Genomic DNA, 24647 nt, shown 5'->3' on the forward strand with positions numbered 1-24647 from the left:
CCAGTTCCTGTCACCGTATAGCCATCCGTGCTATTTCCCGTCACACTATCAACTGTCGGGCTAGAAGGAAGCTCCACACTGTCAGCTGGGGTCGTAAATGGCGTCGGCGTGCTTTGATCACCATTACTATTTTCAGCAATCGCATTCAACGCTTCCTCCGCTCCTGCACTACCGGCTGGAAGCGTCACCGTATAATTTCCATTCCCATCTACCGTTCCCGTTCCAATCGTATTTCCACCCGCATTTTGAATCAAAATCGTGTCGCCTGCTGTTCCAGTTCCTGTCACCGTATAACCGTCTGCACTGTTTCCCGCCACGTTATCAACTGTCGGCGGAGTGACCACAGCGGCTTCCCCGGCATAATAGACATAGGAGACACCATTGGCCGTATTAAGCAAATTCACATCAATGAGATCACTTTGGATGACCGTTCCAACAAATTTTGCATCTAAGTCTCCCGAAAGATTGGTAGGACTGTTGATCGTTGTTGGGATTGACACTGTTGTATTACCTAATATAGAAGCATCCGCCAATTGACCGACACCTGAACCACCAACTTGAATCAGTGGTAATACTCCTTGAATGGCCAATGTGACCGCCCCTTTTAAAGGAAGCAGTGTCGTATTGATCGTCGCCGCAACTGATACCGCTACACCGTTAAGCGGGTTTGTCACTGTAGCTTGCAAAGTATTAATCGAAGCATTCAAATCATTCAAAGCATCAGATAAATCCTGCGCAATCACTGGGCCCAGTCCATCACTAATCGGCGCTGAAATGTAAGTCCCACCGCCTAATACTGCTGCATCAGAAGAGAACGATGCGGCACCTAGATTCTCAATGTTATTCACCGCATCCACTTTTTGCTGAACATCTGTCAGATTAATATCGATATCCGTTAAACTGCCCAATCCCCCCGAAGCGATATTTGTTAATGCCGTGGTTAAATTATTGATAGCACTAAGTGTTGTTGTCAAAATTGAAATCTGGTCAAGCGGTACCGTGACATTCGTATCGACTGTTGCCACACCATTTGTAGCCACATTGCCTTGCAGTTCAGTCGGGATTGTTAACACGGCCTGTTTCTCACCAGAAAAAACAGTCGAGGCTCCGACCAGCTCCCCACCTTCAATCGTAAAATTCACATTTTTTGCTGTACCATCATCCGCCCATCGATCGGTTGACGAAGTGGCACTATTATTATCGCTTGTAATATTAGATAATATTTCCGCATCTAAAACTGCCGCTTTTGCAGGCGAGGATTCTATCGGTGAAAAAGCAGCTAATATTCCTAGAGCAGCTGACAATGTGACAATATTGGCGGTCGCCAGTATCGTGACACATTTTTTCAATAACCTTTTTTTGATCAATACAACCAAATCCCTTCGCTAAACAATTAAAGTGATCTGTTCATCACTTTCAAAGCCACTTCTTTTGACTGCACATCTTTCAAGCAAATTCTTTTCTTTCTCGTTCAGGGATACACTAACAAAGATTCTGAACATTATTTGCAGAATGTACATAAGTAGAATTCTAGTGAAGTATCATTTTGTCTAAAAGCTCTAGATTGATTAACCTGCAACGATAGCCTCCTCCCCTCCTTTCCCTTGTTTGATACCCATAACCAACATCTCTAAACATCAAATTTTCAGTTATTAAAACATCATTGTGTCCTACAATAAGTATGCTGAAACAAAGATAATCAGTCATTCCAAAGCGCCACTTGACTCAGCGGCTTCACAAAAAAAGAATGCATTGAATCATTTCTGATTTATGCATTCTTTTTTACATTTACCTAACAAATTTCAAACACCACATAGCTGCCGGCTTTTTCGGCTTCTTGATAAAACGTCTGTAGCGCATTGAAATGGGCCCAGATATAGTCATAAAGCTCTTTCTCATCTTCATCTGAACTGAGCGGATAGAGTTCATCCTCCACCATCGCTTCAAAATCAAAGCGTTCAGCAAAAGCCGGTTCATCAATCTGTGCAATTCCCTGTGCAGCAGCTCGCACTTGCTCGGGTGTCAAAATAGCCGCCATCATTGCCCGAGGTTCCGCAAGTGTCTCCACATCTTCTGCAAGAGGGATCACATAGCCAAGTGGCGGCTCCCCATCCGCAATATCCCCCGTCAGCAGATAGTGGATTTCCTGCCAGCTTTTATCAATATCACAGTCAAACTGATCATAGGAAAGCTCCTCGCCCTGGCGGTACCGCTCGACTTCTTCTTCCGTCATTTTTTTAAAAACAGCAAACATACCCATTTAATCGTTCACCTCTTATTTCAAATTTTTAAGTGTGGCAATTTGTTCTTCAACAGATGTTTTGACTTTCTCATTGTCTCCCCATGCGTCCATAAATTCGGAACCCGGTTCGATCATTTTTTCCAGATAAGTAATCAAATAGGCGCGCGCTTCGTCTAATTCGTCAGCTTCCATACTCGGCCAGATGTAAGTACGACCAAGCGCACCCATCACATGCGCGAGAGCCCGAGCACGATCCCCATCATAATCAACGTCACCCATATCTAAACTCTTGATTTCCGCCAAAAGATAGGCAGTATCTACTTTTTCCATGAAACCGCCAAACCAGTCGGCAGCTGTGTCATTATTCCACGGTTCATAACCCCATGCACCCATTTTTAGTCAGTCCTTTCGTTGCATAAATTTTGCTTTTTGGTGCCCTTAGATTTCTTCCATTATATCATAAAGTGACATACACACTCTTTTTCCACTTGCTTCCTATATAAGAAATTGTTAAACTAATATCCTTCAATAAAAATGAACCATTATTCAACTATTGAAAGGAGTCAACGTCCATGCATGTTAGCACTGAAACACTAAATCAGCAGGTTTGTGCAATCGTCACAAGTGAAAAACTAATCATCCACGACACTCAAAGCGCGCTGGACTTCATCCTGTCAGTCAGCCACCAAACAGATTGCTCACGGATCGCCTTAAATAAAGAAGCTTTCAGTGAAGACTTTTTCTCGCTGCGGACTGGTTTGGCCGGCGAAATCCTGCAAAAATTCAGCAATTATCAAATTAAATTCGCGATTATTGGCGACTTTTCCGGCTATACAAGCAAGGCGCTGCACGATTTTATTTATGAATGCAACAACGGACAGCAAATCTTTTTTGTCTCTACAAAAGAGCAGGCCATCCAAAAATTATGTGCATAAAAACAGCCATTTCAACGGTAGAAATGGCTGTTTTTCTTACTCCCGATAATCCATCCCCATATACCTATCCCCCTGCTCCAGCTCTGCAACCATCTGGTCGAGCCGCTTCATGCGGGTTTCTTCGCGCCGCGCCCGGGTAATCCAGCCGATGTAGTCGTTTTTCTGGTAATCTGGCCGGCGTTTGTAGGCCTCGATCAATTTCTTCTGCTGCAAAAGTTCTTCTATTTCTTTCGGCATTGGATAAATCGTGCGTTTCAAATTTTCACCCTGAATATACGGATTTTTTTCATCCATTTTCTCGTTCCTCCTGTTTTCATATTTACTAAAAAACCCAGATTATCTAGTTAAATATTACCTTTTCTTTAAATTCCCCAATTGCCCATTGACAGAAACATGGTTCCTTGAAATAATGGTAGGAAAAACAAAACTAAAGGAGTGTTTAAAAATTGGCATTTTATTATGAAGAACCTTCCCGTACTTTTAGTGAGTATTTATTCGTTCCCGGATATTCCTCCGCGGAAGCAATCCCGTCTCGCGTGGATCTTAAAACACCACTTGTGAAATTTAAAAAAGGTGAAGAACCTGCGCTTTCGATGAACATTCCGCTTGTCTCGGCGATCATGCAGGCGGTTTCGGATGACAATATGGCGATTGCACTTGCTAAAGAAGGTGGAGTTTCTTTCATTTATGGCTCACAATCCATTGAAAGCGAAGCAGCAATGGTTAAACGTGTCAAAAATTACAAAGCGGGTTTTGTCATCAGTGATTCCAATATCCGTCCTGATCAAACACTCGCCGACGTGCTTGCATTAAAAGAAGAAACCGGTCACTCTACTGTAGCAGTTACAGATGACGGCTCGGCAAACGGTAAACTTCTTGGAATCGTGACCAGCCGCGACTATCGTGTGACACGTATGGAACTGGACGAAAAAGTGGCTGATTTTATGACGCCATTTGAAAAACTTGTAACAGCTAACAAGTCGACTACTTTGAAGGAAGCGAACAACATCATCTGGGACAACAAGTTGAATGCTTTGCCGCTCGTTGATGATGATCAGCACTTGGTTTACATGGTTTTCCGCAAAGATTACGACTCCAATAAAGAAAACAAATTAGAACTTCTCGACGGAAATAAACGCTATGTCGTGGGTGCCGGTATCAATACGCGCGACTACGAGGAACGGGTGCCCGCTCTTATCGAAGCCGGTGCAGATGTTCTTTGTATCGACTCGTCTGAAGGCTTCTCGGAATGGCAAAAACGGACACTTGATTACGTTCGCGAAAATTATGGCGACAGCGTGAAAGTGGGCGCTGGTAATGTGGTTGACCGAGACGGCTTCCGTTTCCTTGCTGAAGCTGGTGCTGATTTTATCAAAGTCGGTGTTGGCGGCGGTTCAATCTGTATCACACGTGAACAAAAAGGTATCGGCCGCGGTCAGGCAACTGCTGTGATTGATGTTGCAAAAGCACGTGATGAATACTTCGAGGAAACTGGTATCTACATTCCAATCTGTTCGGACGGCGGTATCGTCTATGACTACCATATGACACTTGCTCTAGCGATGGGCGCTGATTTTATCATGCTGGGTCGCTATTTCTCCCGCTTCGATGAAAGCCCAACTAACAAAGTAAATGTCAATGGCACCTATATGAAAGAATACTGGGGCGAAGGTTCGAGCCGCGCCCGCAACTGGCAGCGTTATGACATGGGCGGCAAAAAAGGGCTCAGCTTTGAAGAAGGCGTTGATTCCTATGTACCATATGCCGGACCACTTAAGGATAACGTTGAAATCAGCCTGAGCAAAGTTCGCTCGACTATGTGCAACTGTGGCGCACTTACAATTCCAGAATTACAACAAAAAGCGAAAATCACACTCGTTTCATCCACTTCAATCGTTGAAGGCGGCGCACATGACGTGGTCGTGAAGGACGCTTCAAATAATATGATGAAATAATTTTCAAAACAGCTGAGCCTATTGAATGGGTTCAGCTGTTTTTTCATGTGCTAATTTTCAACTATTTGCTTAGCGAGAAACTGACGAACATCTTTTTCATACTGATAAGCCACATTCAGTTTCCCAAGCAGTTCATGATCATGCGTGTATGCTTTGCCCGTCTGCAAAAGTTCCTTGTATAGGGCTAAGTAAGGCCAGCTCGCTTGCTCTGCCAAATCGATTTCTTTTTGCACATCATAAGCCACTTTTCTAAAATCCACCCCTGAAAATCCTCGCCCATCTATTTCTAAAATGGCATACTGTGCCCTTAGGTCGGGCTGTAAATTCGGCCACTTATTGAAGGGCTGACCGATAGAACCCGGATTAATGATCAGCTGTTCCTGACTGCCGTACCTCATCAAAGGGTGATGAACATGAGCATAAACTGCTATATCAATATTTTCACCTTCTGAAAAAAGCTGGTCAAAATGCTGCTGCTCATTTGTTGGTAACAAGGCGCCTCCATAATTTTGTTGTGGCAGATTATGTGAAATGCCAATATGTAAATCATGAACTTTTTTAATTTCTTGAAGCGGCCATCGTTTCAGCTTACCTAGCTCGTCATTTTGTAATTTTGGAAATAATGATTGCGACAATTTGGCAAGATATAAGTCGGATGGATCTGTCAAATCGACATTCCCTACAAGTACATCCAGAAAACAATCCTCCCAATTCCCCTTAACAAACACCGTTGTATTCACCTGCTCCAAAATCTGAAAAAGTTCAGCCCCTCCTGGTCCAGGTAAAATCAAATCGCCCAGAAACCAATATTCCGTCACATTTTGCCTTATACTGTCTTCCACTACAGCTTGTAATGCCGTTGCATTGCCATGAACATCGGCTAATAGCGCAATTCTGTGCTTCATTTTTCACCAGCTCCTCTGTCAGAATGCCATGATTTCATATTCAAATTTTCGTTTATTATAGCATAACGAAAGCCATTTTATTTTCCTATCAACAAATTTCCCTAAATATAGAACGCGACTTTATAACTTGAACTTCAAGAATTCTTCATAAAAAACACCTAATTTTGTATTAATCAAAGATAAGTATTTTTTTATAAAAGCGTATAATTAAATGATTATGCCCTATAATTAACATCTGGAGGACACGCTTTATGAAAAAAATCTTACTACTTTGCCTCATCCTTTTGACCTTTATTGGCTCATTTGCTGCCTTTGCAAGCTCACAAGAAGATATAACATTAAAAGTTGATAATAAGATTCAAGAAAATCAGGCCTTTCATTTAGAAATTAGCAATGCCTCTTCCTCGCTAATCGTCTATTTACCTGAGGATATTACATATACACCTACATCTGAAAACACCGATGCTGACCTTTCTGTTGAAAAAAATGATGATCAATTGATTATTACACCCAATCAAGAAACTACTATGCCGACTAAAATAAATATCTCCCTTTCAGCTGCAAAATCAGGTGATTACAGTATTGTGGTGGAGAACGGGACCGATCATTCTTCTATTGATTTCACTGTTGAATCAGCTGCAGAAGAAAACACTGCGAATAAAAAGGACAACGAAGTAGTTATCGCGACATCCGAAACATCCAATCCCACTAATGATGCCTCTTCCGTAGCAGAAAACAGTAGTCAGCTACAATTAAAAGCGGAGCAGGATGGGTGGACAGAACAAACCACCTACCGAGCAAGTGCGATTAATGTTGACCCGGCTACCACATTATACTATCAATTTGGCAATAAATATCTCCAAGGTACCACGGTTAGTTTAGATGATATAACCTACATTTCTCCCGGTGCTTATATTTATGATAAAATAGCAGATCGCGCGATTTATGCGCTTTATGGACAAGAAAGCACTGACTCAGCTATAAATGCACAAACCAGTCATATTGATATTTTAATTGGGGATGAGCCAAATAGCACATCGGTTTTAACTAACAGCAATAGCTATACTTCATCATGGAATAACCTGCATTACTATACAAAAAGTGATCCAAATGGCCTTGTAGCACAAAAATTAGCCTTTGATTTTGTCGTTATGTTGAACGAAGTCCCATATACTTTCAATATGTCCATAGAACTGCATGGCTATACAAATGGCTATGTGTCAATTACGCAGGAGCTGACAAACCTTGGGGATGAAGAAGTGGCAAACATTGTAATAGGCGACCGCAGCGACACAAAATTAGATGGTGATGATAATGTTCCCATCAAATTTATTGGTCAAAATAAAGGTCTTTATATTGAAACAAGTGATAAAAAATACCGTCTATTCTATATTTTTAATAGAGCAAACAGTTTCCCAAACTGGAAGGGAGACTATTTCACGAATAGCTCCGTTATTTCAAGCACTCCTAGTAATAATGTTATCCATTTCCAGTATCCTACATCCACTGGACAAGAAGTAACAAATGCTGCTGCTGGCACCGATGCCTTCTATGTATATAGAAAAGATTCTGCTATTTTCTTCAAAACGCAGCCATTTTCTTTAAAGCCAAACGAAAGCCATACAAGTGAGTACACCCTCACCCTACAAAGCAGTCCGCCTAAAATGACGGGAACACTTGATAATTTAGAAAATGAATCGGTCTATTATGGTGGCAACCTTGAATTTTCAGGTACTTGGAATGATTTAAATAGTGATTATATGGATCTATACTATCAAATTGACGGCCAAGATCCAGTGTTATTTGAAGATGATCTCATGAATTCTGAAAAGGGTACTTCACGGGACTGGGCACAAACTATTTCGGAAGAAGAAATTCTGAATGGACAAGCATTTACGCCAGGTACAGAACATACCATCACATTTTATGCAACTGATGATGAAGAATATACATCCAATCTCGTCACCTTCAACTTCACAGAAACATACCCTGCCGTAACCGCTAAATATTTAGATTCAAGTGGACAAACATTGGCTCCCGATGAAGTACTCATTGGAGCTCCCGGAACCGATTATCAAACTATAGCTAAAGAAATAGAGGGCTATGCGCTTTCTACTATTGATGGTGAGGCTCAGGGCACGTTCACAACTGAAAACAAGATTATTACCTATACCTACGAAAAACTCAACTACTCGCTGACGGGGCAAGTGTTGGCGAAACAAGGCGATAGTTATGCCGAAATTACCACAGCGTCTCCTGGCGATACGGTACGCTACTCGTATACTTTTAACACCCCTTATGGCGTAAAACAAGGCTATTACTATGATGCAGCAGCTTTTACTTTGAATCAGATTGATGATGACATATCCGAAATCAACAACATTCAAATTACGGACAGTACAGGAAAAGAAGTGGGAAACGGTTCATTTTCTACTGAAAACCGAACACTTACAGCCAATTTGACTGCTAAAGATACAGAACGCTCAGAAAAGCTGACTTTAACTTTCGATGCAAAAATCAGTCCGACAACTGAGATTGGTGCTACAATCGACCAGACTGCACATACAAATGGAAGTTTTACAAGTGGCAATGCATTTTCAACCGATTCCAATACGGTTCATTTGGATATTGTAAGCGGTGAATTGAAGTTTATTTCTACACCTGATACGCTCTCATTTGGAAGTCACTCCATCTCTAACAATGAGACAACGTATTACGGGACAGCAGATGATGATTTAGCTGTACTGGATGCTCGCGGGGCTGGCAGTAGCTGGAAATTAATGCTCCAACTACAGACGCCCCTGCAAGGAACATTAAGCAAGGACGATCTGACTGCCTATCTCAGCTACTATCGCGGCGGACAGGTTTATCCACTATCAACAACGGACGCTATGGAAGTAGCAAATATCCAAACAAAAGATGCCAATCCTGTCGTCATTTCCAGCAATTGGGCGAAGGGGCAAAACGGTTTTCATTTAACGCTTCCTGGGTCTCGCCCTCTAAGTGACAGCTATGAATGTACGGCCACCTGGACATTGCAATCCGCTCCTTGATACGGATTTTAGACTAAATTAGGATCTATAGTATTTCAATTTTTACAGTTCAATATACTAAGCCAATTTTAATAAATACTATACTTGTACTGCTGTTGCATTGCCATGATTTCACGCTCGAATTTTCGTTTATTACAGCATAAACGAATACTATTTTATCTTCCCGTCAACAAATTTTCCCGAATATAGAGCACGACTATATAATTTGAACTTCACGAATTGTTCATAAAAAACACCTGATTTTGTATTAATCAAGGACTAGTATGCTTTTTAAAGAGCGTATAATAAAATTAGATTACTCTATAATTAACATCTGGAGGAAAAACTTATATGAAAAAAATCTTGTTACTTTGCCTTGTTCTTTTGACCTTTATCGGGTCATTTGCTACCTTTGCAAGTTCACAAGAAAATGTAACTTTAGACATTGAAAGCAATATTCAAGAAAACCAAACTTTTAATTTAGAAATTAACAATGCCTCTGCTTCCACTTCACTCGTCGTCTATCTGCCTGAGAATATTACATATACACCTACATCTGAAAGTACTAATGATGCTTTTTCTGTTGAGGAAAACGATGATCAATTAATTATTACGCCCACTCAAGAAAATGCTATGCCGACTCAAATAAATATCCCTCTTTCAGCCGCAAAATCGGGTGACTATAATATTGCAGTAGAAAGTGGGGCCGATAGTTCTTCTATTGATTTTACTGTTGAACCAGCCACAGAAGAAACTGCACAGACACCAGAAACAACTGTCGATGAAGATGATAATGATAATGATAATGACACTGATACATCCACCCCTACTAGCGATGCCTCTTCTGTAGCAGAAAACAGTAGTCAGCTGCAATTAAAAGCGGAGCAGGATGGATGGACAGAACAAACTACCTATCAGGCAAGCACCATTGAAGTGGACTCGAGTACCACACTATACTATCAATTTGGCGGTAAAAATCTTCAAGGTACCACTGTTAGTCTAGATGACACTGCCTATATTGCTCCTGGTGCTTATATTTATGATAAAGTAGCTAACCGTGCTATTTATTCACTTTTTGGACAGGATAAAAACTCAATGACATCCAGCAATATAGATATTTTAATCGGAGCCGAGCCAGATAGTTCGTCTATTCTTTCAAGAAGAGGTAGCCCTTCATCACAGAGTAACATCCATTATTATACAAAAACTGATTCAAATGGTCTTTTAGCACAAAAGTTGTCTTTTGATTTTACCATTACACAGAATAGCATCACTTACTCTTTCAATATGTCTATAGAAATGCACGGCACTACAAGCGGGTACGTGTCAGTCACTGAAACGCTGACAAGTCTTGAAGATGCAAAAGTGGAAGACATTACATTGGGCGCGCGCGCTGATACAAAACTAGATGGAAACGATTATGTTCCCATTAAGTATATTGGCCAAAACGAAGGACTTTACATTGAGACGGACGATGAAGAATATCGCCTGTTTTATATTTTCAAAAGAGCTAACAGTTTCCCAAATTGGAAAGGAGACACTCTCAGCAATAGCTGTATTATTTCAAGCACTCCTCATAATAACGCGATTCATTTCCAGTATCCCACGTCAATAGGGCAGGAAACTGAAAATGCCCATAGCGGCAATACCTCCTTCTATACGGCTAACACAGATTCCAGTATTTACTTTAAAACACAGCCTTTTTCTTTAGAAGCGAATGAAAGCCGCACAAGTGAATTCACGATTACACTACAAAGCAGTCCACCTAAAATGTTAGGAGAAATTGATAATTTGGAAGATGACTCGATCTATTATGGTGATGATCTTGAATTCTCAGGTACTTGGAACGATTTAAATAGTGATTATGTTGACCTATACTATAAAATTGACGATCAGGATGCCGTACTATTCGGTGATAAAGTTGCGAATCCTACACGAGGGCATTCGATAGACTGGACACAAACCATTTCAGAAGAAGATATCCTGAACGGGCAAGCCTTTACGCCGGGGACGAAGCATACTATTACATTTTATGCGATTGATACTGAAGGCTATCCATCCAATCTCGTCACCTTCAACTTCACAGAAACATATCCGACTGTGACTGCTAAATATGTGGATACGAATGGACAAACATTGGCTCCCGATGAAGTGCTCACTGGAGCTGTCGGAACCGATTATCAGACTACAGTTAAAGAAATAGAGGGCTATGCGCTTTCTAGCGTTGATGGGGAGGCTCAGGGGACATTCGCAGCTAAAAATACGACTGTTACCTATACGTATGAAACGATTGACTATGCGCTGACGGGGCAAGCGTTGGCGAAACAAGGCGATAGTTATGCCGAAATCACCACGGCGGCTCCTGGTGATACGGTGCGCTACTCGTATACTTTTAACACCCCTTATGGCGTAAAACAAGGCTATTACTATGATGCAGCTACTTTTACTTTGAATCAGATCGATGAGAATATTACCGACATCAGTAACATTCAAATTACGGACGAGGCGGGGAACACTGTAGGAAGTGGAACATTTTCAGCCGCCGACCGGACCCTTACAGCCAATTTGACTACCAAGGACACGGAACGCTCGGAAAAGCTGACTTTAACTTTTGATGCAAAAATCAGTCCGACAGTTGAGATTGGTGCCACAATTGACCAAGCCGCCACTGTAAATGGAAGTTTCACTAGTGGCAATACATTTTCAGCCAATTCCAATACGGTTCATTTGGATATTGTGAATGGCGAATTGAAGTTTAGTTCTGCACCTAATACGATCTCATTTGGAAATCATTCAATCCCTAATAGTGAGACGACATATTATGGGAAAGCAGATGACGATTTAACTGTCACAGATGCTCGCGGAACTGGCGGCAGTTGGAAATTAATGCTTCAACTACAGACACCCCTAGTAGGAGCGTCTAGCAAGGATGATTTGTCTGCCTATCTCAGCTACCATCAAAACGGACAAGTTTATCCACTATCGGCAGAAGCAGCGATCGAAGTGGCCGATGTTCAAACAAAAGACGCCAGCCCTGTCGTCATTTCCAGCAATTGGGCAGAAGGACAAGACGGTTTCTACTTGACACTGCCCGGGTATCGACCGCGAAGTGACAGTTATGAATGTACGGTTAACTGGACGCTACAGGATACTCCTTAATAACAAATTTTAAAAATGAAAAAGAACCAGGAATCTCGTCATGCCCATCTTAGGAAATGGTGGCAACGGAGTATTTCTGGTTTTTTTGTGATGAATGAAGATAAATATAATACACGTGTTGCTGATAAGGTTTAACAGTGCCGAAATCCAATCCTCTATCGAGAACTTATATCTAAATATGGATTGGAGGAATACTCATAATCTATCAGGTTCGGACAACATCACAATTTGATAAACAATTTATCGAAACTAGACAAACAAGCGAGCCGTACCATCTTAAAATGGTTGTCAAAACATGTTAATGGTACCAATAATGTCCAGTAAAATTATTCAGGCCACTGACACTATCGCTAGGAACAAAAGTTATAAATAGAACGATAAATTTACTGTTCAACAAAATAATCGAATATAAAAGAAGCTAAAATTAAGCATTAGAACCATTTTTTCAAATGGATTTTGCTTGCTTTTTAGCTTCTTTTTAAATGTGTTTCTTTTGTTTGGAATCAATACGCCTGTTATTTTTCTAATACTTCACTGAGAATTAACGCCATATTGGTATTTTTATCTATATCGTCTCCTGTTTTTTCAAAGCCTAATTTTTGATAAAAACCAACAGATTCATTTAGAGCATGTACCGTTAATAAAGTGGCACCAACATTGGGAAGTATATTTTCTTTAACAATGGCGATTACGCGAAACATTAGAAACTCGCCTAAATTATTTTTCTGCCATCTTTTGTCTATTGCAAAATGATGAACTTGAATAGCTGGAATAGATCGCTTATTTTTGGAAAATAAGCATGTTTAGGTAACTTCCCTTTCAATTTTGAACTTTTTATAACATGCGCCCTATCAGCTGTTAAAGAAAAATAACCAATCAATTCTTTTTTGGGCGAGTAATAGAACAGAAAAGTTCTTGTAATATTGCATTGAGCGTCATCAAGTGCGTCTTCATGTAGATATTCATCAATCTCAGCAACTCCACAAGAAAAAGCCGCTAAATCGGCTTTCTCATCTTCGCTAAGACTCGTTATACTTTTAAACTCATATAGCAGTGGTTCATTCATTATAGTTTAATTATTTTTCCATCAATTTTAATTTCTTTAATCGCTTTAATAGACGCTTTTGTTTTTTGAACATTTTTGTTTGTTGTCACTGATTTTCCTTCAATTCGGCTAATGAAGGACTCTAGCTTTTTTTCATCTTGAAAGTTAAAAACGGTATCTTTGATTGTAGTTGTACCCATCATTAACACCTCCTAATTGAATTAGCTGATTATAACTAATATACCCTAAAAAAAATAGAATGAAAAGTATTAATTTATAATGTTACTTTAAAACAGATCATTCGTCCACTAGATTACACACTGTAAAAAGCTTGTGCAACTGACAGGCAGGAAATGATGACCAAATCGATCACCAGTTTACGGTCATTTTTGAAAATATATGCGTGGTAAGCAATCCCAATGATTAATACAGGGAAAACTAGGTCGGCTTACTAAATCTACTAAGAAAATGGTGATTAGATAGGCGGATTCTTTTATCTGGTTGCTTTTCATCTTTGTCCACCCTTATGTTCCTCTATAATCATTGTAAAATCAGGCTGCCTGTCTTGCAAATGATTTTTTATCTTGCTTGTACTACAAAAAAATAGACTGCCTTCCTGTCGCGCTCTGCACCGGCCTCCCGAATGTTAGATTTTAGGGCTAACAATTGAGAGGCCGCCACACTGACAGAAAGCAGTCTATATTTTACATTTAAATAGCTTTTATCCAAGCAAAGCCATATGGTGGCAAATGGTAGCTGCCGGAGACGGATTGTCCCGTTATCAGTTCCTTGCCGGTCGGTACATCGAGTGTGACAGACTGGTCGCTCACATTGGTGTAGCCATAGACCGTCTCGCCTTGATGCTCACGTCGGATTGCAAGAACAGGCTGGTCCAGCTCGCTGATTTCCTGTTTGCCATATGGAGAAAAGGCTTTTTCACGGCCGCGAATCGTCATCATTTTTTCAATGCCCGAATAGATTTGATTTCTTCTGCTGCCAGATTCACTTAGACCCGCCAGCAGTTCGTCAAGCGGCAATTTTTCACGATTGATACGGCGCGCAATGCCCGATTCCTCTGCACCAGCGCGGTCGCCTGTCGAGCCGTAAAGCGAATGATAATAAATCGCCGGTACCCCCACAAACGAAAGTAGAATGTGATGTGCCGCCAACATTTTTTGAATTGCCAGCTCTTCACTTTCGCCTTTGTTGCGCAGTGCATCTGAATAATTGATATTGAGCTCATAAATCGATTTTTTACCGTCTGCATCCGTTTTATATGAAATGAAGCCGCCATTTTCTTCCACTTTCTGTGCGAGCAATTGTCGATCCTCGTCGCCAAGCAGCCCCTCTGTCGGCCGCAAGCCAATTCCATCATGCGATGCCAAGAAATTGAAATAGGTCGCTTCATCGGATACTGCCTCGATCGTTTTCGCCCATTTTTGCAGAGGCTTCACATCGTGTGTCGTAAAGCTATACAAAACGAGCGGCGGCAGTGAAAACTGATACACCATATTGGCTTCATTGTGCCCATCGCCAAAATACTGGATGTTCTCCTGATGCGGCACATTCGTTTCCGTGATGATCTGCGTGCCCGGTGCCACAAAGTCCGCCAGCAGTCGCCAAATTTGAATGACCATGTGCGTTTCTGGCAAGTGCATGCAAGTCGTACCAGATTCCTTCCATAAGAAGCCGATCGCGTCAAGGCGAATGGAATGTGCGCCTTTTTGAAGATACTCTAGCAGCACATTGGTCAACCGAACGAACATTTGTGGATCCTTCGCGTTGACATCTACCTGATCCTCACTGAAAGTCGTCCATACTTCCTTGCCGTCAAAGGTGTGGAAGAGTGGGGAAGTCCGGGGCCGCACGACATTTGCCGTATCAAAGCCCGCTTCCCGCTCAACAAAGGCATGCTGGAAGCCCTCTTCGCCTGCCAGAAAGGACTGGAACCATTCGCTTGATTTGGACATATGGTTTGCGACAAAATCGAACATCAGCTGAAAATCAGTGTGCAAATTTTCGATATCCTCCCAGTCGCCCAGCTCAGGATTGATTTTTTCATAGTCCGTTACTGAAAAGCCATCGTCGGAAGTATATGGAAACATTGGCAGCAAGTGGACATCCGTTACCACTTTTTTACCATGTGCTTTCAAAAGCTCAGACAGTGCCGCCAGTGGTGTTTTGCCCTCTTGCAAAATGCTATCGCCGTAAGTAATCAGGTACAGGTTTTTTTCCGAAATTCCCGCCGACCGCTTTTCATCTTTTGAAAATGAAGCAACGGAATGAACCAACTGGTCAAAAACCCAGTCACGATCTTGCGGAGAAAAAAGTGTTCCCAGCTGCTCTTTCAACTGTTTTTCAAAATTTATCATTTAAAATGCCTCCAATAGATAGGTTTGGTAGCCCTTAGCCGGAATAGCTGCAGGCGCATTTTCCACTATTGATTCTGTCAAGTCGACCGGCGTACCTTGGATGGCCGCCATCACTTCTTGTTCAGCCGGATTGAAAACGCGAAGAACCGCTCCATTTCCTGTTTCAGCTTGCTTGAAGGCACTGATAAAGACCTCTTCCGGCACTTCTAGAAGCGACAGGACGGCTGGCAAAGCGCCGATTGCAGCTGGTTGTGGCAAGTCAAATCGATCGAGCCGCTCGGAAAATGTGTTGAGTCCTTGCAACTGATAAGAAAATGCCTCAAACTGCCGCGCTTCATTTTTAGCAAACCAGTCAAGCGGTTCGGCCGTTTCCGAGAAGCGCCAACCGTAAGCATATGTGTGCTCGCCAAGCATTTGCGCATCTGGTGTTTCGACCACTTTATTGTTGATGCCTGATGCCCGCCCTGGACGCCACGCGAGATCGTCTCGACCGAGCAGTCCGACGCCGCGGAACAGCGTGAGACAGAAGTGGTCATCATGAATTTCATACTCTTTCAAGCCAGTCGTCAGAACGCCCACTGCCCCGCCGTCACATACTGCTGCTGCAAAATTTTCAAGCGGATAGATCGGCACGGGTGCTTCCGCATAGCCGTCTGCCTGCCAAGTGGCCATCCGTGGATTGGTGTTGGACCGCTCGATTGTTGCAAAGCCTTGATCGGCAAAATTGGTCGTGCTGCTCGGAGCCGCAAAACAAACGCGCACACGATGGTCGCAGGTCTGGTTGACAAAATGATGCTTGATTTCCATCACGTCGCTATTTTTGCGAAGTCGGAAGGTCGTTTCAATCGTCATCTGCTGATCGCGCAGCTCAGATGCCAAGTCCGTTTTTGTATGCAGCACATGGCGCACGGTCAGCTCGCTGTAGAGCGGATTCTGCTTGCTGCTGAGCACTTCACAGCCCTGTGTGACAAATGCCAGGTCGTTTTCAAGCGGTGAATAGTCGTAGGAATCGCCCGCGTCTGCCGTATCCTCAAAACGCATGAAGTTCGACAATTGGATGCCGTCATGGCGTGTCAAGTTTAGCCGGTAATTGTCCACCCGCAATTGATAAAATTCATTTTTGATCTCCGCCGATTCTCCGGCCGTAGAACGTAAAGCGGCTCCTTCTTCAACTAGGAGTGTCTGGTAGCTGAAAGGCAACAAGTCGAGCTCGACCGTGATCTGCGTTTCGTAGTAGCCCGGCACCTCCACTTGCTTTTCACCATCAGCCGTAACAACCACTTTTTTACCGCCCGAAAGATATTTTTGCTGCGTGATCACCTGGTCTGGCGCCGCTCCGTCCAGGTCAACCAGCACCACATCTTCAAATTTGCTGAAAACCGTCACTTCTACCTGTTGCGTTACTTTTTTTGGTAGCAAGTGGAAAATTAGCACGGGTTCCTGTTCAAGGGTTTCCTTCACGCCGCGGCTGATTTGTTTTTTATAAACGTTCAGAAGACCATCAGCCACCCGCTCCACACGTTTCAAGCGGTGCACGATCGCATCATTGGTTTCATCCGAGTTGCAGCCGCCGATCGAATCATGGGCGTGCACATCGAACAGCTGCTTGAACATCCAGTCGAACCACTGCCGCGGATAGCGAGCGCCCAGTTCTGCCGCCATCACAGCAAGCGGTTCAAGCTGATAGAAAATCTTCGCTTCCACTTCACTGTTCAGGAGCTTGATGTCCACCCGTTGAGATGGAATCGTATGGTGAATCCGAGTTTTTTGAGAAGCCATCAGCTCTCCGTCGATCGTATGGTCAAACGGCGCCGCATCGCGTACTGCCGCCATGAATTTCTCGTAATCAGACAGCTCAAAATGATAGCCATCCACTTTTCCGTTTAGCTCTGTAATGACTTGCGGCAGCTCACTTCTGCCAAGCACCTGATCGCCGCCTGCCGGAAGTAGAATATGTCCTGACTCGCCGCTCATCTCAGCCAATTTATCAAGGATAGGCAAAAGTGAACGCTCGATATAGTCCGCATCGCTCGCTAGGAATTTCCCGGGTCCATAACCAAAATAAAGATTATTCGCCGGCAAAGCCGTCCCATCAGCCGCCTGCCAGTTGAAATTCAAGTTGTTGTTTAGCTGATCCGTGTACACGCCGCGCTGGAAAACAATCTGCGAAATGCCAAATGACTTGAAAATGGATGGCAAATATTGATTTTGTCCGAAAACATCCGGCAAATAGCCAATATCCATGCTGTGTCCGATTTTGCGTGCCAGATTTGTTCCATATAGCAGATTGCGAATGAGGGACTCTTTGTTTACAAGCATCGTGTCCGACTGCGTATACCAAGGTCCGACAAAAATTCGCTTCTGCTCGATCAATTTTTGAAGTCGCGCCCGATTTTCAGGTACGTAGGTCAAATATTCTTCTACAACGGACATCTGCCCGTCAAACACAAACGCCGGAAATTCAGGATCATTTTCCAGTAGATCAATCAAAAAAGACATATTTTCTGCTAGCAAAACATTGGAATCTTCCAGTGAAAAGTACCATTCCCGGTCCCAATGTGCATGCGGAACAACATGAACCACTATATCTCGTTTCATTCTTAAAACCTCTCTTACCAAGTATAAGAATAGGCACAAACTGACTGAGTGCATCAGCCTGTTTGCACCTTATCCTTTAATAATTTATTTTTTCTCCGTTGCGTTCTTTTTTCTTAATGATCGCCAGTCGAACAAAGATATTAGCCAGTGCAATAATCAATACGCCGACAACAAGACCGATCAGATAAGCACCAATGCCTTGAACAAGCGGCCAGCCCCAAATTGCTGGAAGCGGAAGCCACTGAACAGCACCAAGCGCCACAGCTGTACATGAACCCACAACTGCACCGATAATATTGATCGGTACTGTGATGAGCGGATTACGCAGCATGAACGGTATCGCGCCTTCTGAAATTGCCAGGAAGCCTAGCAGGAAGGACGTGCCCCCAGCCACACGCAAGTCTTGCGGGAATACACGACGGCCAACAATAAAGCGGTCGACAATTGTTGCCAGTCCCACGCCTAGTGGAGGAATAACGATCGCAAGTACACGTGATGTTAGCGGGAAGATGTGATCAGCTGCTAAGCCAATCGCCACACCGCCGGCAGCCTTGTTGATCGGTCCGCCAAGGTCAAATGCAGTTGCTGCTGCAATGATGGCAGAAAGTACCAGCGTACCGGAAGTGCTCATGCTAGTGATCCAGTCAGACAGCCACTGATTGAGCGCCCCGAATACCGGGTCGACAAAGTACATGTTTAAGATGAAGATGACGAACACACTGATTCCGGGAACCAGCAGCATCGGTTTCATCGCAGAAAGATTTTTTGAAAGCTTGATTTTTTCATTTAGGAATTTCGATACATAACCAGCTACAAGACCAAGGAAAAGTGCGCCTAGGAAACCACTTGGAATCCCGCCTTCAATGCCCCAGAATGTGTAGTGAAGACCGCCGGCAAAAAGTCCACCGGCAAAACCGGCAACCAGACCGACACGATCCGCAATGGCATAAGAAACAAACATACCGAAGATTGGATAGATAAACTTGAACAGCATGCTACCGAACGCATTGACAAAGTAGAAGAACTGTTGCGCTCCGCCAGCCGTTTGATTTTTCACATCGCCGATAATCCCTGGATCAAGATTTAGCACGTATACCCAGACAAGCTCGGCAATCCCCATCATCAGACCAGCCGCTACGATTAGCGGGATCATGTAGGAGATACCAGTCATAATCGCTGAAGTAACATCCGAACCGACTTTACGCCAGCCTTTTTTCTCAGCTTTCCCAGTATTTTCGCTCGTCTCTTGCCCGTCGCCTTCCTGAACAACGCCACTTGGTTTTTCAAGCGTTTGGATCAGTAGCTCTTTAGCATATTTAAGCGGTTCAGCCACCTTGGTTGACACATATGGCTTGCCGTTGAAACGATCTTTTTCTTTCACTTTGGTATCGACCGCAAAAAGTACGCCATCTGCTTGTGAAATAGCTTTCTTTTGGTGCCGATCTTCAATACCGCTCGCGCCTTGTTTTTCAACCTCGACATGGATGCCCAGTTCGCGACCTGCTTTTTCAAGAGCCTCCGCCGCCATGTAAGTGTGGGCAATACCGGCCGCACAAGCAGTGACTGCCAATACTGTTTTGCCAGCATATGGACTGTCTTGCGTTGCCACTTCTTCTTTTTCCTGGTTGTCGAGTGCCGCATACAATTCCTCTGCATTCTTAGCAGCAAATAAGCCTTTCAGGAACGCATCGTCCATCAAGCGACCGCTAAGCTCAGCCAAGACTTTCAAATGAGTCGAGCCGGCTTCAGCATCAGGAATCGCTAGCAGGAAGACAAGTTCGACTTCATTTGTCGGGTCGACAGATGGCCAAGCGCCTTGTGCAAGCGGTTTTTGTAGTTTCGCAACCGCGAAGGCCGCTTCTTTTACAGCAGTAGATTTCCCGTGCGGAATGGCAAATCCTTTTTCCATCCCGGTCGCCGAGTGGGCTTCACGTTCGTAGACCGCCTTTTTAAATTCACCCTCATCTTTCAAATAACCCTTTTCAGATAGCTCGTGAATAAGAAAGTCTAAAACTGCTTCCTTATTATCCGCTTTCAGATCAAAGTAAAATAAATCAGGTGTTGTGATTTCCTTTAAGTTCATGATCCTACCTCTTTCCACCATATTAAGATTTATTATGAATTCGTTTACAACACTTTTTGCAATTGCAGATAGAAGTATAGCACGGTTATGATACATTTTTGATACATTTTCTGTACAATTATACGGTTATGATTGTAAAATTTGTCCGGCGGTGCTACATTAGGTATAAGTTTAAGAAGGAAGGAGCCCGACCATGAGCCTGCTAGCCGAAAAATTTGCCAAGGATATCCAGTTGCTCAGCCATTCCGAGCAGTATGTATTTTATTATGTGGACGGCCATTTAGATCAGGTTTCCGAATGGACGCTGACGAAGCTGGCCGATACGCTGAATACGTCCAATACGACCATCATTCGCATGTGCAAGAAGCTTGGTCTCGACGGGTATTCCGAATTTCGCTACATGCTACGTGATCTTCAGGAGCCGGCATCAATGGACGATACACCGGACATTAAAGAAGAATACTTGCAAAATTTTGCCCAGATTGTGCAAAACATTCGCCTGCCCGATGTTGAATTTATTGCCTCAAAATTGCTCCATGCCCAGACGATCATCGTGGTTTCCGTCGGCCTGACCAAAACGATCGGCGAATATTTGGGCAAGCGCCTGATCCAAGTCCAGAAGCCGACCATGTACGCTTATGAATCCCACATCATCGACCTGCTTCCAAGTTTTGTAAAAGCAAATGACGTTGTTCTATTTATATCCATGAGCGGCGATACTAAAACACTCGTTCAGGCGGCCAAGAAACTTCAATATAGCAATTGTTACATGTTTTCGATCACCAATCACGGCGACAGCGAGCTTTCCAAACTGATGACGCAGAACATCTACAGCAACATTCCGACCAAATCCTACGCCGGTTATGATATCACTTCCCGCTCCTGCCTGATGATCCAAATCGACCTGCTTTTTGAAGTATATTTGCGCAAAATGCTAGCCGAACAAAAATAAGCACATACTCGAGGCGACGATTCACCTTGCGAGTATGTGCTTTTATTCAATATGATCAATCGGCTTGTTGCCCCTGAATCAAGCGGCTTCTGATTCTCCGGTTTGCCGTATAGGAAGCCAGAACGATCGGCGTTTGGCTCGACAGAATTTCCCGGTGCACTTCATCAAAATCCTGCGTCCGTGTAATCCGTTCGTCCTCGATTCCCTCCACGCGAAGCCTCAAGTAGACCGTATCCTCACAGTCCCCACCAATCACGAAGCGGCTTTTCGTAAGCGTCCCGAACAGCGACAAGTCGGCATCCCAGACCCAGCTCTCATCGACCCCGTCCGCATCCTGATTATTAAGCAAGAAGACAACCGTCAGCGGCTCTGGATAGAAGGAAAGCAAGCGGATCGTTTCGGTCAAGCCCACCGGATTTTTCACCAGATGTAAAATCACATCCGTCTCATCCAAATGAAGATGTTCCTGCCGTCCTTGCCGTTCCAAATTCTTCATGCTGCCCTTTTGAATCGCCTCATTCGTAATGCCAAGCGATTTTGCCAGCGCATAAGCTCCTAGGAAATTATATACGTTGAAAAGTCCTGGTAGCGGCACGGTAAAATGGGTGTCATCAATCACAACATCACTGTGATTTTCATATAAATGGTAATCCTTGACAGCATAGTCCAGCTCCGGTCGACGCTTGCCACAGCCCGGACACTGATAGTCGCCCAGATTGCTATAGGTGATCTGCGAATAGTTCAAAATCGTTCCGCAAGAAGGGCAGATCAGACTGCAGACATTTTTCAGACCGCTGCCGTCATGAACCGTCCCTTTTTCAAAGCCAAAAAACACGCAGTCTTTCGCCTTGATGGTCGAAAAAAGAGGGAAATCCCCATTGCTGATAATTTTGGCTTCCGGTGCACGCACGATTCCTTCATTCAGAAGCTTGAATGTCGTATAGATTTCACCGTAGCGGTCCATTTGATCCCTGAAAATATTCGTCAGGACAATCGCTTCCGTTTGAATGAGCTTCGTTACTTTTCTTAAATAGGCTTCATCCACTTCGATAACCGCCCATTTTTCTTTATCCGATTTTGGACTCTTTTGAAGGAAAGCCGTGGTAATCCCCTGTGTCATGTTGGAGCCGTCACGGTTGGAGAGCACGGAATAGCCTGCCTCTAAAAGAATTTGATAAATAAGAGACGTAGTGGTCGTCTTGCCATTTGTTCCGGTAACAAGGATGATCTTATAGTCCTTCGTTAATTCCGTTAAAATGGAAGGTGAGATGGCATTGGCTACTTTTCCTGGAAGGTTGCCGCCTCGACCCATTTTTCGCAAGACCATACGCAGTGAACGCCCTACGCCGTACGCTAGTTTATTCATGAATGACATGCTTCCCGCTCCTTTTTCCGCTTAATCATTTCTTCGATCAGCGCCTTTGCAAACGCCTCGTTCTTAACAAGAAAAGGGCCGTGCATGTAGGTACAGTAAGTATTCTTATACGCAAATCCTTCCATTTTATCTTTCCCATTATTCCCTTTTCCTTCAATCACTTTCCCTAAATAATGATTATGTCCTTTAAAGAAAGTTCTGCCGGAATGATTTTCAAAGCCACGCAAAATCTCGCCTTGATCCGTTTTTATTTTGATCTGTCCAACGCATCTTTTTGGAAAATATTTCGTGTAAATCGGCAGAACGTCGGCTCCCTTATATTCCACGCCGGCGCCATCCACCCAAGACTCACCCAACAGCTGATAGCCACCACAAATTGCGACTAAACAGCCTTCATTTTCAATATACGCTTTCAGACCATCGCGATGCCGTACCATATCTTTTGCTACGATTTTTTGTTCATAATCCTGGCCACCGCCGATAAAAATCAGATCATAACGCTGATAATCCATTTCCTGTTCCAAACTAACCATATCAACTTGAACTGTATAACCCTTACTCTTCAAATAATATTCGAGTATCATCAAATTTCCTAGATCTCCGTAAGAGTTAAGCAAATTGCCATATAAATGGCAGATTGTCATATTTTTAGGCATGTCCCGTTCCTCCCTTTGCCATAATCCTCTTATTTTAAATGACTTTTATAGCTCTTCCCCAACTATAAAAACCAGTTAATCAATCCCACTCCATTTTTGGATGAACTTGTTTTTTAAATTATTAAACAAATCATTCTATAATGTGAATTAATTCTCATTTTAGTTGTGATATATCGCTATCTTCCTCCTGTTCCCCCATACTAATGCTCTTATTTTAACACTATTATCAAAATAAAAATACTCCTTTCCCCAATAAAACGCTTGATAAACCTTACAAAAACGTCACATTTAATCACTTGATCAATAGAAGCTGGATGATTCAACGATGACCTGCTTAAAACAAAAAAAGCCTCTAAAAATATAGAGACTCTCACCCTCATAAACCGCTATAACTGAAATTTACGCGCCGCTTCCTCAATCGGCATTGGTTTCCCATAATAATAGCCTTGAAAATAATCAGCTTTCATCTCTCTAAGAAGCTGAATTTGCTCCTCATCTTCCACGCCTTCAATCACAATTTTCCCGCCAAGATCATGACATAAATTGATAATCGCCCGAACAATGGTCCGCTGCTTCTCATCTTGTTTAATGAAAGAAATAAATGAACGATCCGTTTTTAAACCGTCAATCGGTAAAGCACGCAAATAGGTCAGCGAGCTGTAACCCTTGCCAAAATCATCCATCACCACATTAAGTCCCAGTGTTTTGAGACGCTGAATATTTTTTCTAGCCGATTCAAGTTCGGTAATTTCTCCCCGTTCGATGATCTCTAGTGTCAATTGCTGCGGGAACTGGCAGTCACGTTTAATTCTTTCGTATATCTCATCCATATACAGATCCGTCATAAAGAAGGGCGCCGGAATGTTGACCGAGATACTAAACCGTCCTTGGAACTTGTTAACCTGCTCAAGCACTGCGGCTACGACAAACTGCTGCATGTCAATCCCCGCCTGAATCGCCATTACATCTTCAAAGAACAGCTCCGGCGTTAGAATTTTTTCGCCCACTTTGAGTCGGATTAGAGCCTCAAAACCCATTAAGGCTTCCGTTTGCGCATCGACCTTAGGCTGATAGTATACGAGATAATTTTTCTGACTGATCGCTTTCATGATTTCTCTACTTGGAATCGCCACCGGACACCCTCCTTTTTATTAGCTTCATTTTATCGTATTTAAGTGTGAAACGATAACAAAAACCATATTTTTTGAAAATAAATTTACAAAGTTTTATAAAATTCTTGATTGAACCGTGTTAGCTCCTTTGTTAAAATAAAAGTTGAGCGGCAACGAACGCGCTTACAAAAAAATATTTGCCATTGGCGAAAAGGGAGAGTGTGAT

At 43.1% G+C, this 24647-nt stretch carries 19 protein-coding genes; 5 read left to right on the forward strand and 14 right to left on the reverse strand.

Translation table 11 applies throughout. The features are described 5' to 3' along the window. The 3 genes from CS921_RS11555 to CS921_RS11565 all read right to left on the reverse strand — a co-directional run. The coding region (locus CS921_RS11555; RefSeq protein WP_240422352.1) for an adhesive domain-containing protein at window positions 1-1367 on the reverse strand (1367 nt) is incomplete at its 3' end. Between the two features lie 425 nt (window positions 1368-1792). Beyond that, a complete protein-coding gene (locus CS921_RS11560) occupies window positions 1793-2260 on the reverse strand; it encodes a YfbM family protein (protein ID WP_099224055.1) in 468 nt (155 codons plus the stop codon). A 15-nt stretch (window positions 2261-2275) separates the two neighbouring features. Next, window positions 2276-2635, reverse strand: a complete 360-nt coding sequence (locus CS921_RS11565; protein WP_099224057.1) for a DUF4259 domain-containing protein — start codon at window positions 2633-2635, stop codon at window positions 2276-2278. Between the two features lie 179 nt (window positions 2636-2814). On the opposite strand from CS921_RS11565, the gene CS921_RS11570 reads away from it, so the two are divergent. Then, the gene (locus CS921_RS11570; RefSeq protein WP_099224059.1) at window positions 2815-3177 is read left to right on the forward strand and encodes a DUF4180 domain-containing protein; all 363 of its coding nucleotides are present in this window, start codon (window positions 2815-2817) and stop codon (window positions 3175-3177) included. 36 nt (window positions 3178-3213) lie between these two features. On the opposite strand, the gene CS921_RS11575 is transcribed toward CS921_RS11570, so the two are convergent. Continuing rightward, complete coding sequence (locus CS921_RS11575; RefSeq protein WP_099224061.1) at window positions 3214-3471, reverse strand: YdeI/OmpD-associated family protein; 258 nt, start codon at window positions 3469-3471, stop codon at window positions 3214-3216. A gap of 152 nt (window positions 3472-3623) precedes the next feature. Between CS921_RS11575 and CS921_RS11580 the strand changes: the two genes are divergently transcribed. Continuing rightward, on the forward strand, window positions 3624-5132 hold the full coding sequence (locus CS921_RS11580) for an IMP dehydrogenase (RefSeq protein WP_099224063.1): 1509 nt from the start codon (window positions 3624-3626) through the stop codon (window positions 5130-5132). 50 nt (window positions 5133-5182) lie between these two features. Here CS921_RS11580 and CS921_RS11585 read toward each other — a convergent pair whose 3' ends face one another. Next, window positions 5183-6037: a metallophosphoesterase family protein gene (locus CS921_RS11585; RefSeq protein ID WP_099224065.1), complete on the reverse strand. Its 855-nt coding sequence runs from the start codon at window positions 6035-6037 to the stop codon at window positions 5183-5185. A 251-nt stretch (window positions 6038-6288) separates the two neighbouring features. On the opposite strand from CS921_RS11585, the gene CS921_RS11590 reads away from it, so the two are divergent. After that, complete coding sequence (locus CS921_RS11590; RefSeq protein WP_099224067.1) at window positions 6289-9090, forward strand: MucBP domain-containing protein; 2802 nt, start codon at window positions 6289-6291, stop codon at window positions 9088-9090. A 330-nt stretch (window positions 9091-9420) separates the two neighbouring features. After that, complete coding sequence (locus CS921_RS11595) at window positions 9421-12228, forward strand: MucBP domain-containing protein (protein ID WP_099224069.1); 2808 nt, start codon at window positions 9421-9423, stop codon at window positions 12226-12228. Between the two features lie 515 nt (window positions 12229-12743). On the opposite strand, the gene CS921_RS11600 is transcribed toward CS921_RS11595, so the two are convergent. The 6 genes from CS921_RS11600 to CS921_RS11625 all read right to left on the reverse strand — a co-directional run bounded on the left by CS921_RS11600 (window position 12744) and on the right by CS921_RS11625 (window position 20326). Further along, on the reverse strand, window positions 12744-13001 hold the full coding sequence (locus tag CS921_RS11600) for a GNAT family N-acetyltransferase (protein ID WP_099224071.1): 258 nt from the start codon (window positions 12999-13001) through the stop codon (window positions 12744-12746). Then, the gene (locus CS921_RS11605) at window positions 12968-13294 is read right to left on the reverse strand and encodes a hypothetical protein (RefSeq protein ID WP_099224073.1); all 327 of its coding nucleotides are present in this window, start codon (window positions 13292-13294) and stop codon (window positions 12968-12970) included. Before CS921_RS11605 ends, CS921_RS11600 begins: the two co-directional genes overlap by 34 nt. Continuing rightward, window positions 13294-13473: a hypothetical protein gene (locus CS921_RS11610; RefSeq protein ID WP_099224075.1), complete on the reverse strand. Its 180-nt coding sequence runs from the start codon at window positions 13471-13473 to the stop codon at window positions 13294-13296. Before CS921_RS11610 ends, CS921_RS11605 begins: the two co-directional genes overlap by 1 nt. Before the next feature lie 510 nt (window positions 13474-13983). Next, window positions 13984-15645, reverse strand: a complete 1662-nt coding sequence (locus CS921_RS11615; protein WP_099224077.1) for an alpha-amylase family glycosyl hydrolase — start codon at window positions 15643-15645, stop codon at window positions 13984-13986. Beyond that, window positions 15646-18243, reverse strand: coding sequence for a glycoside hydrolase family 38 N-terminal domain-containing protein (locus CS921_RS11620; RefSeq protein WP_162921756.1), 2598 nt, complete (start codon window positions 18241-18243; stop codon window positions 15646-15648). A 76-nt stretch (window positions 18244-18319) separates the two neighbouring features. After that, window positions 18320-20326, reverse strand: a complete 2007-nt coding sequence (locus CS921_RS11625) for a fructose-specific PTS transporter subunit EIIC (RefSeq protein ID WP_099224081.1) — start codon at window positions 20324-20326, stop codon at window positions 18320-18322. A gap of 193 nt (window positions 20327-20519) precedes the next feature. On the opposite strand from CS921_RS11625, the gene CS921_RS11630 reads away from it, so the two are divergent. Beyond that, window positions 20520-21278, forward strand: coding sequence for a MurR/RpiR family transcriptional regulator (locus tag CS921_RS11630; protein ID WP_099224083.1), 759 nt, complete (start codon window positions 20520-20522; stop codon window positions 21276-21278). Window positions 21279-21333: 55 nt separating this feature from the next. On the opposite strand, the gene CS921_RS11635 is transcribed toward CS921_RS11630, so the two are convergent. From CS921_RS11635 to CS921_RS11645, 3 genes are all read right to left on the reverse strand, one after another. Continuing rightward, on the reverse strand, window positions 21334-22644 hold the full coding sequence (locus CS921_RS11635; RefSeq protein ID WP_162921757.1) for a Mur ligase family protein: 1311 nt from the start codon (window positions 22642-22644) through the stop codon (window positions 21334-21336). After that, the gene (locus tag CS921_RS11640; protein WP_205527781.1) at window positions 22641-23309 is read right to left on the reverse strand and encodes a type 1 glutamine amidotransferase; all 669 of its coding nucleotides are present in this window, start codon (window positions 23307-23309) and stop codon (window positions 22641-22643) included. The genes CS921_RS11635 and CS921_RS11640 overlap by 4 nt, the downstream gene beginning before the upstream one ends. A gap of 386 nt (window positions 23310-23695) precedes the next feature. Further along, window positions 23696-24442, reverse strand: a complete 747-nt coding sequence (locus CS921_RS11645) for an EAL domain-containing protein (protein ID WP_099224087.1) — start codon at window positions 24440-24442, stop codon at window positions 23696-23698. Between the last annotated feature and the right edge of the window lie 205 nt (window positions 24443-24647).

This window comes from Listeria costaricensis, assembly GCF_900183385.1.
Lineage (GTDB): Bacteria > Bacillota > Bacilli > Lactobacillales > Listeriaceae > Listeria > Listeria costaricensis.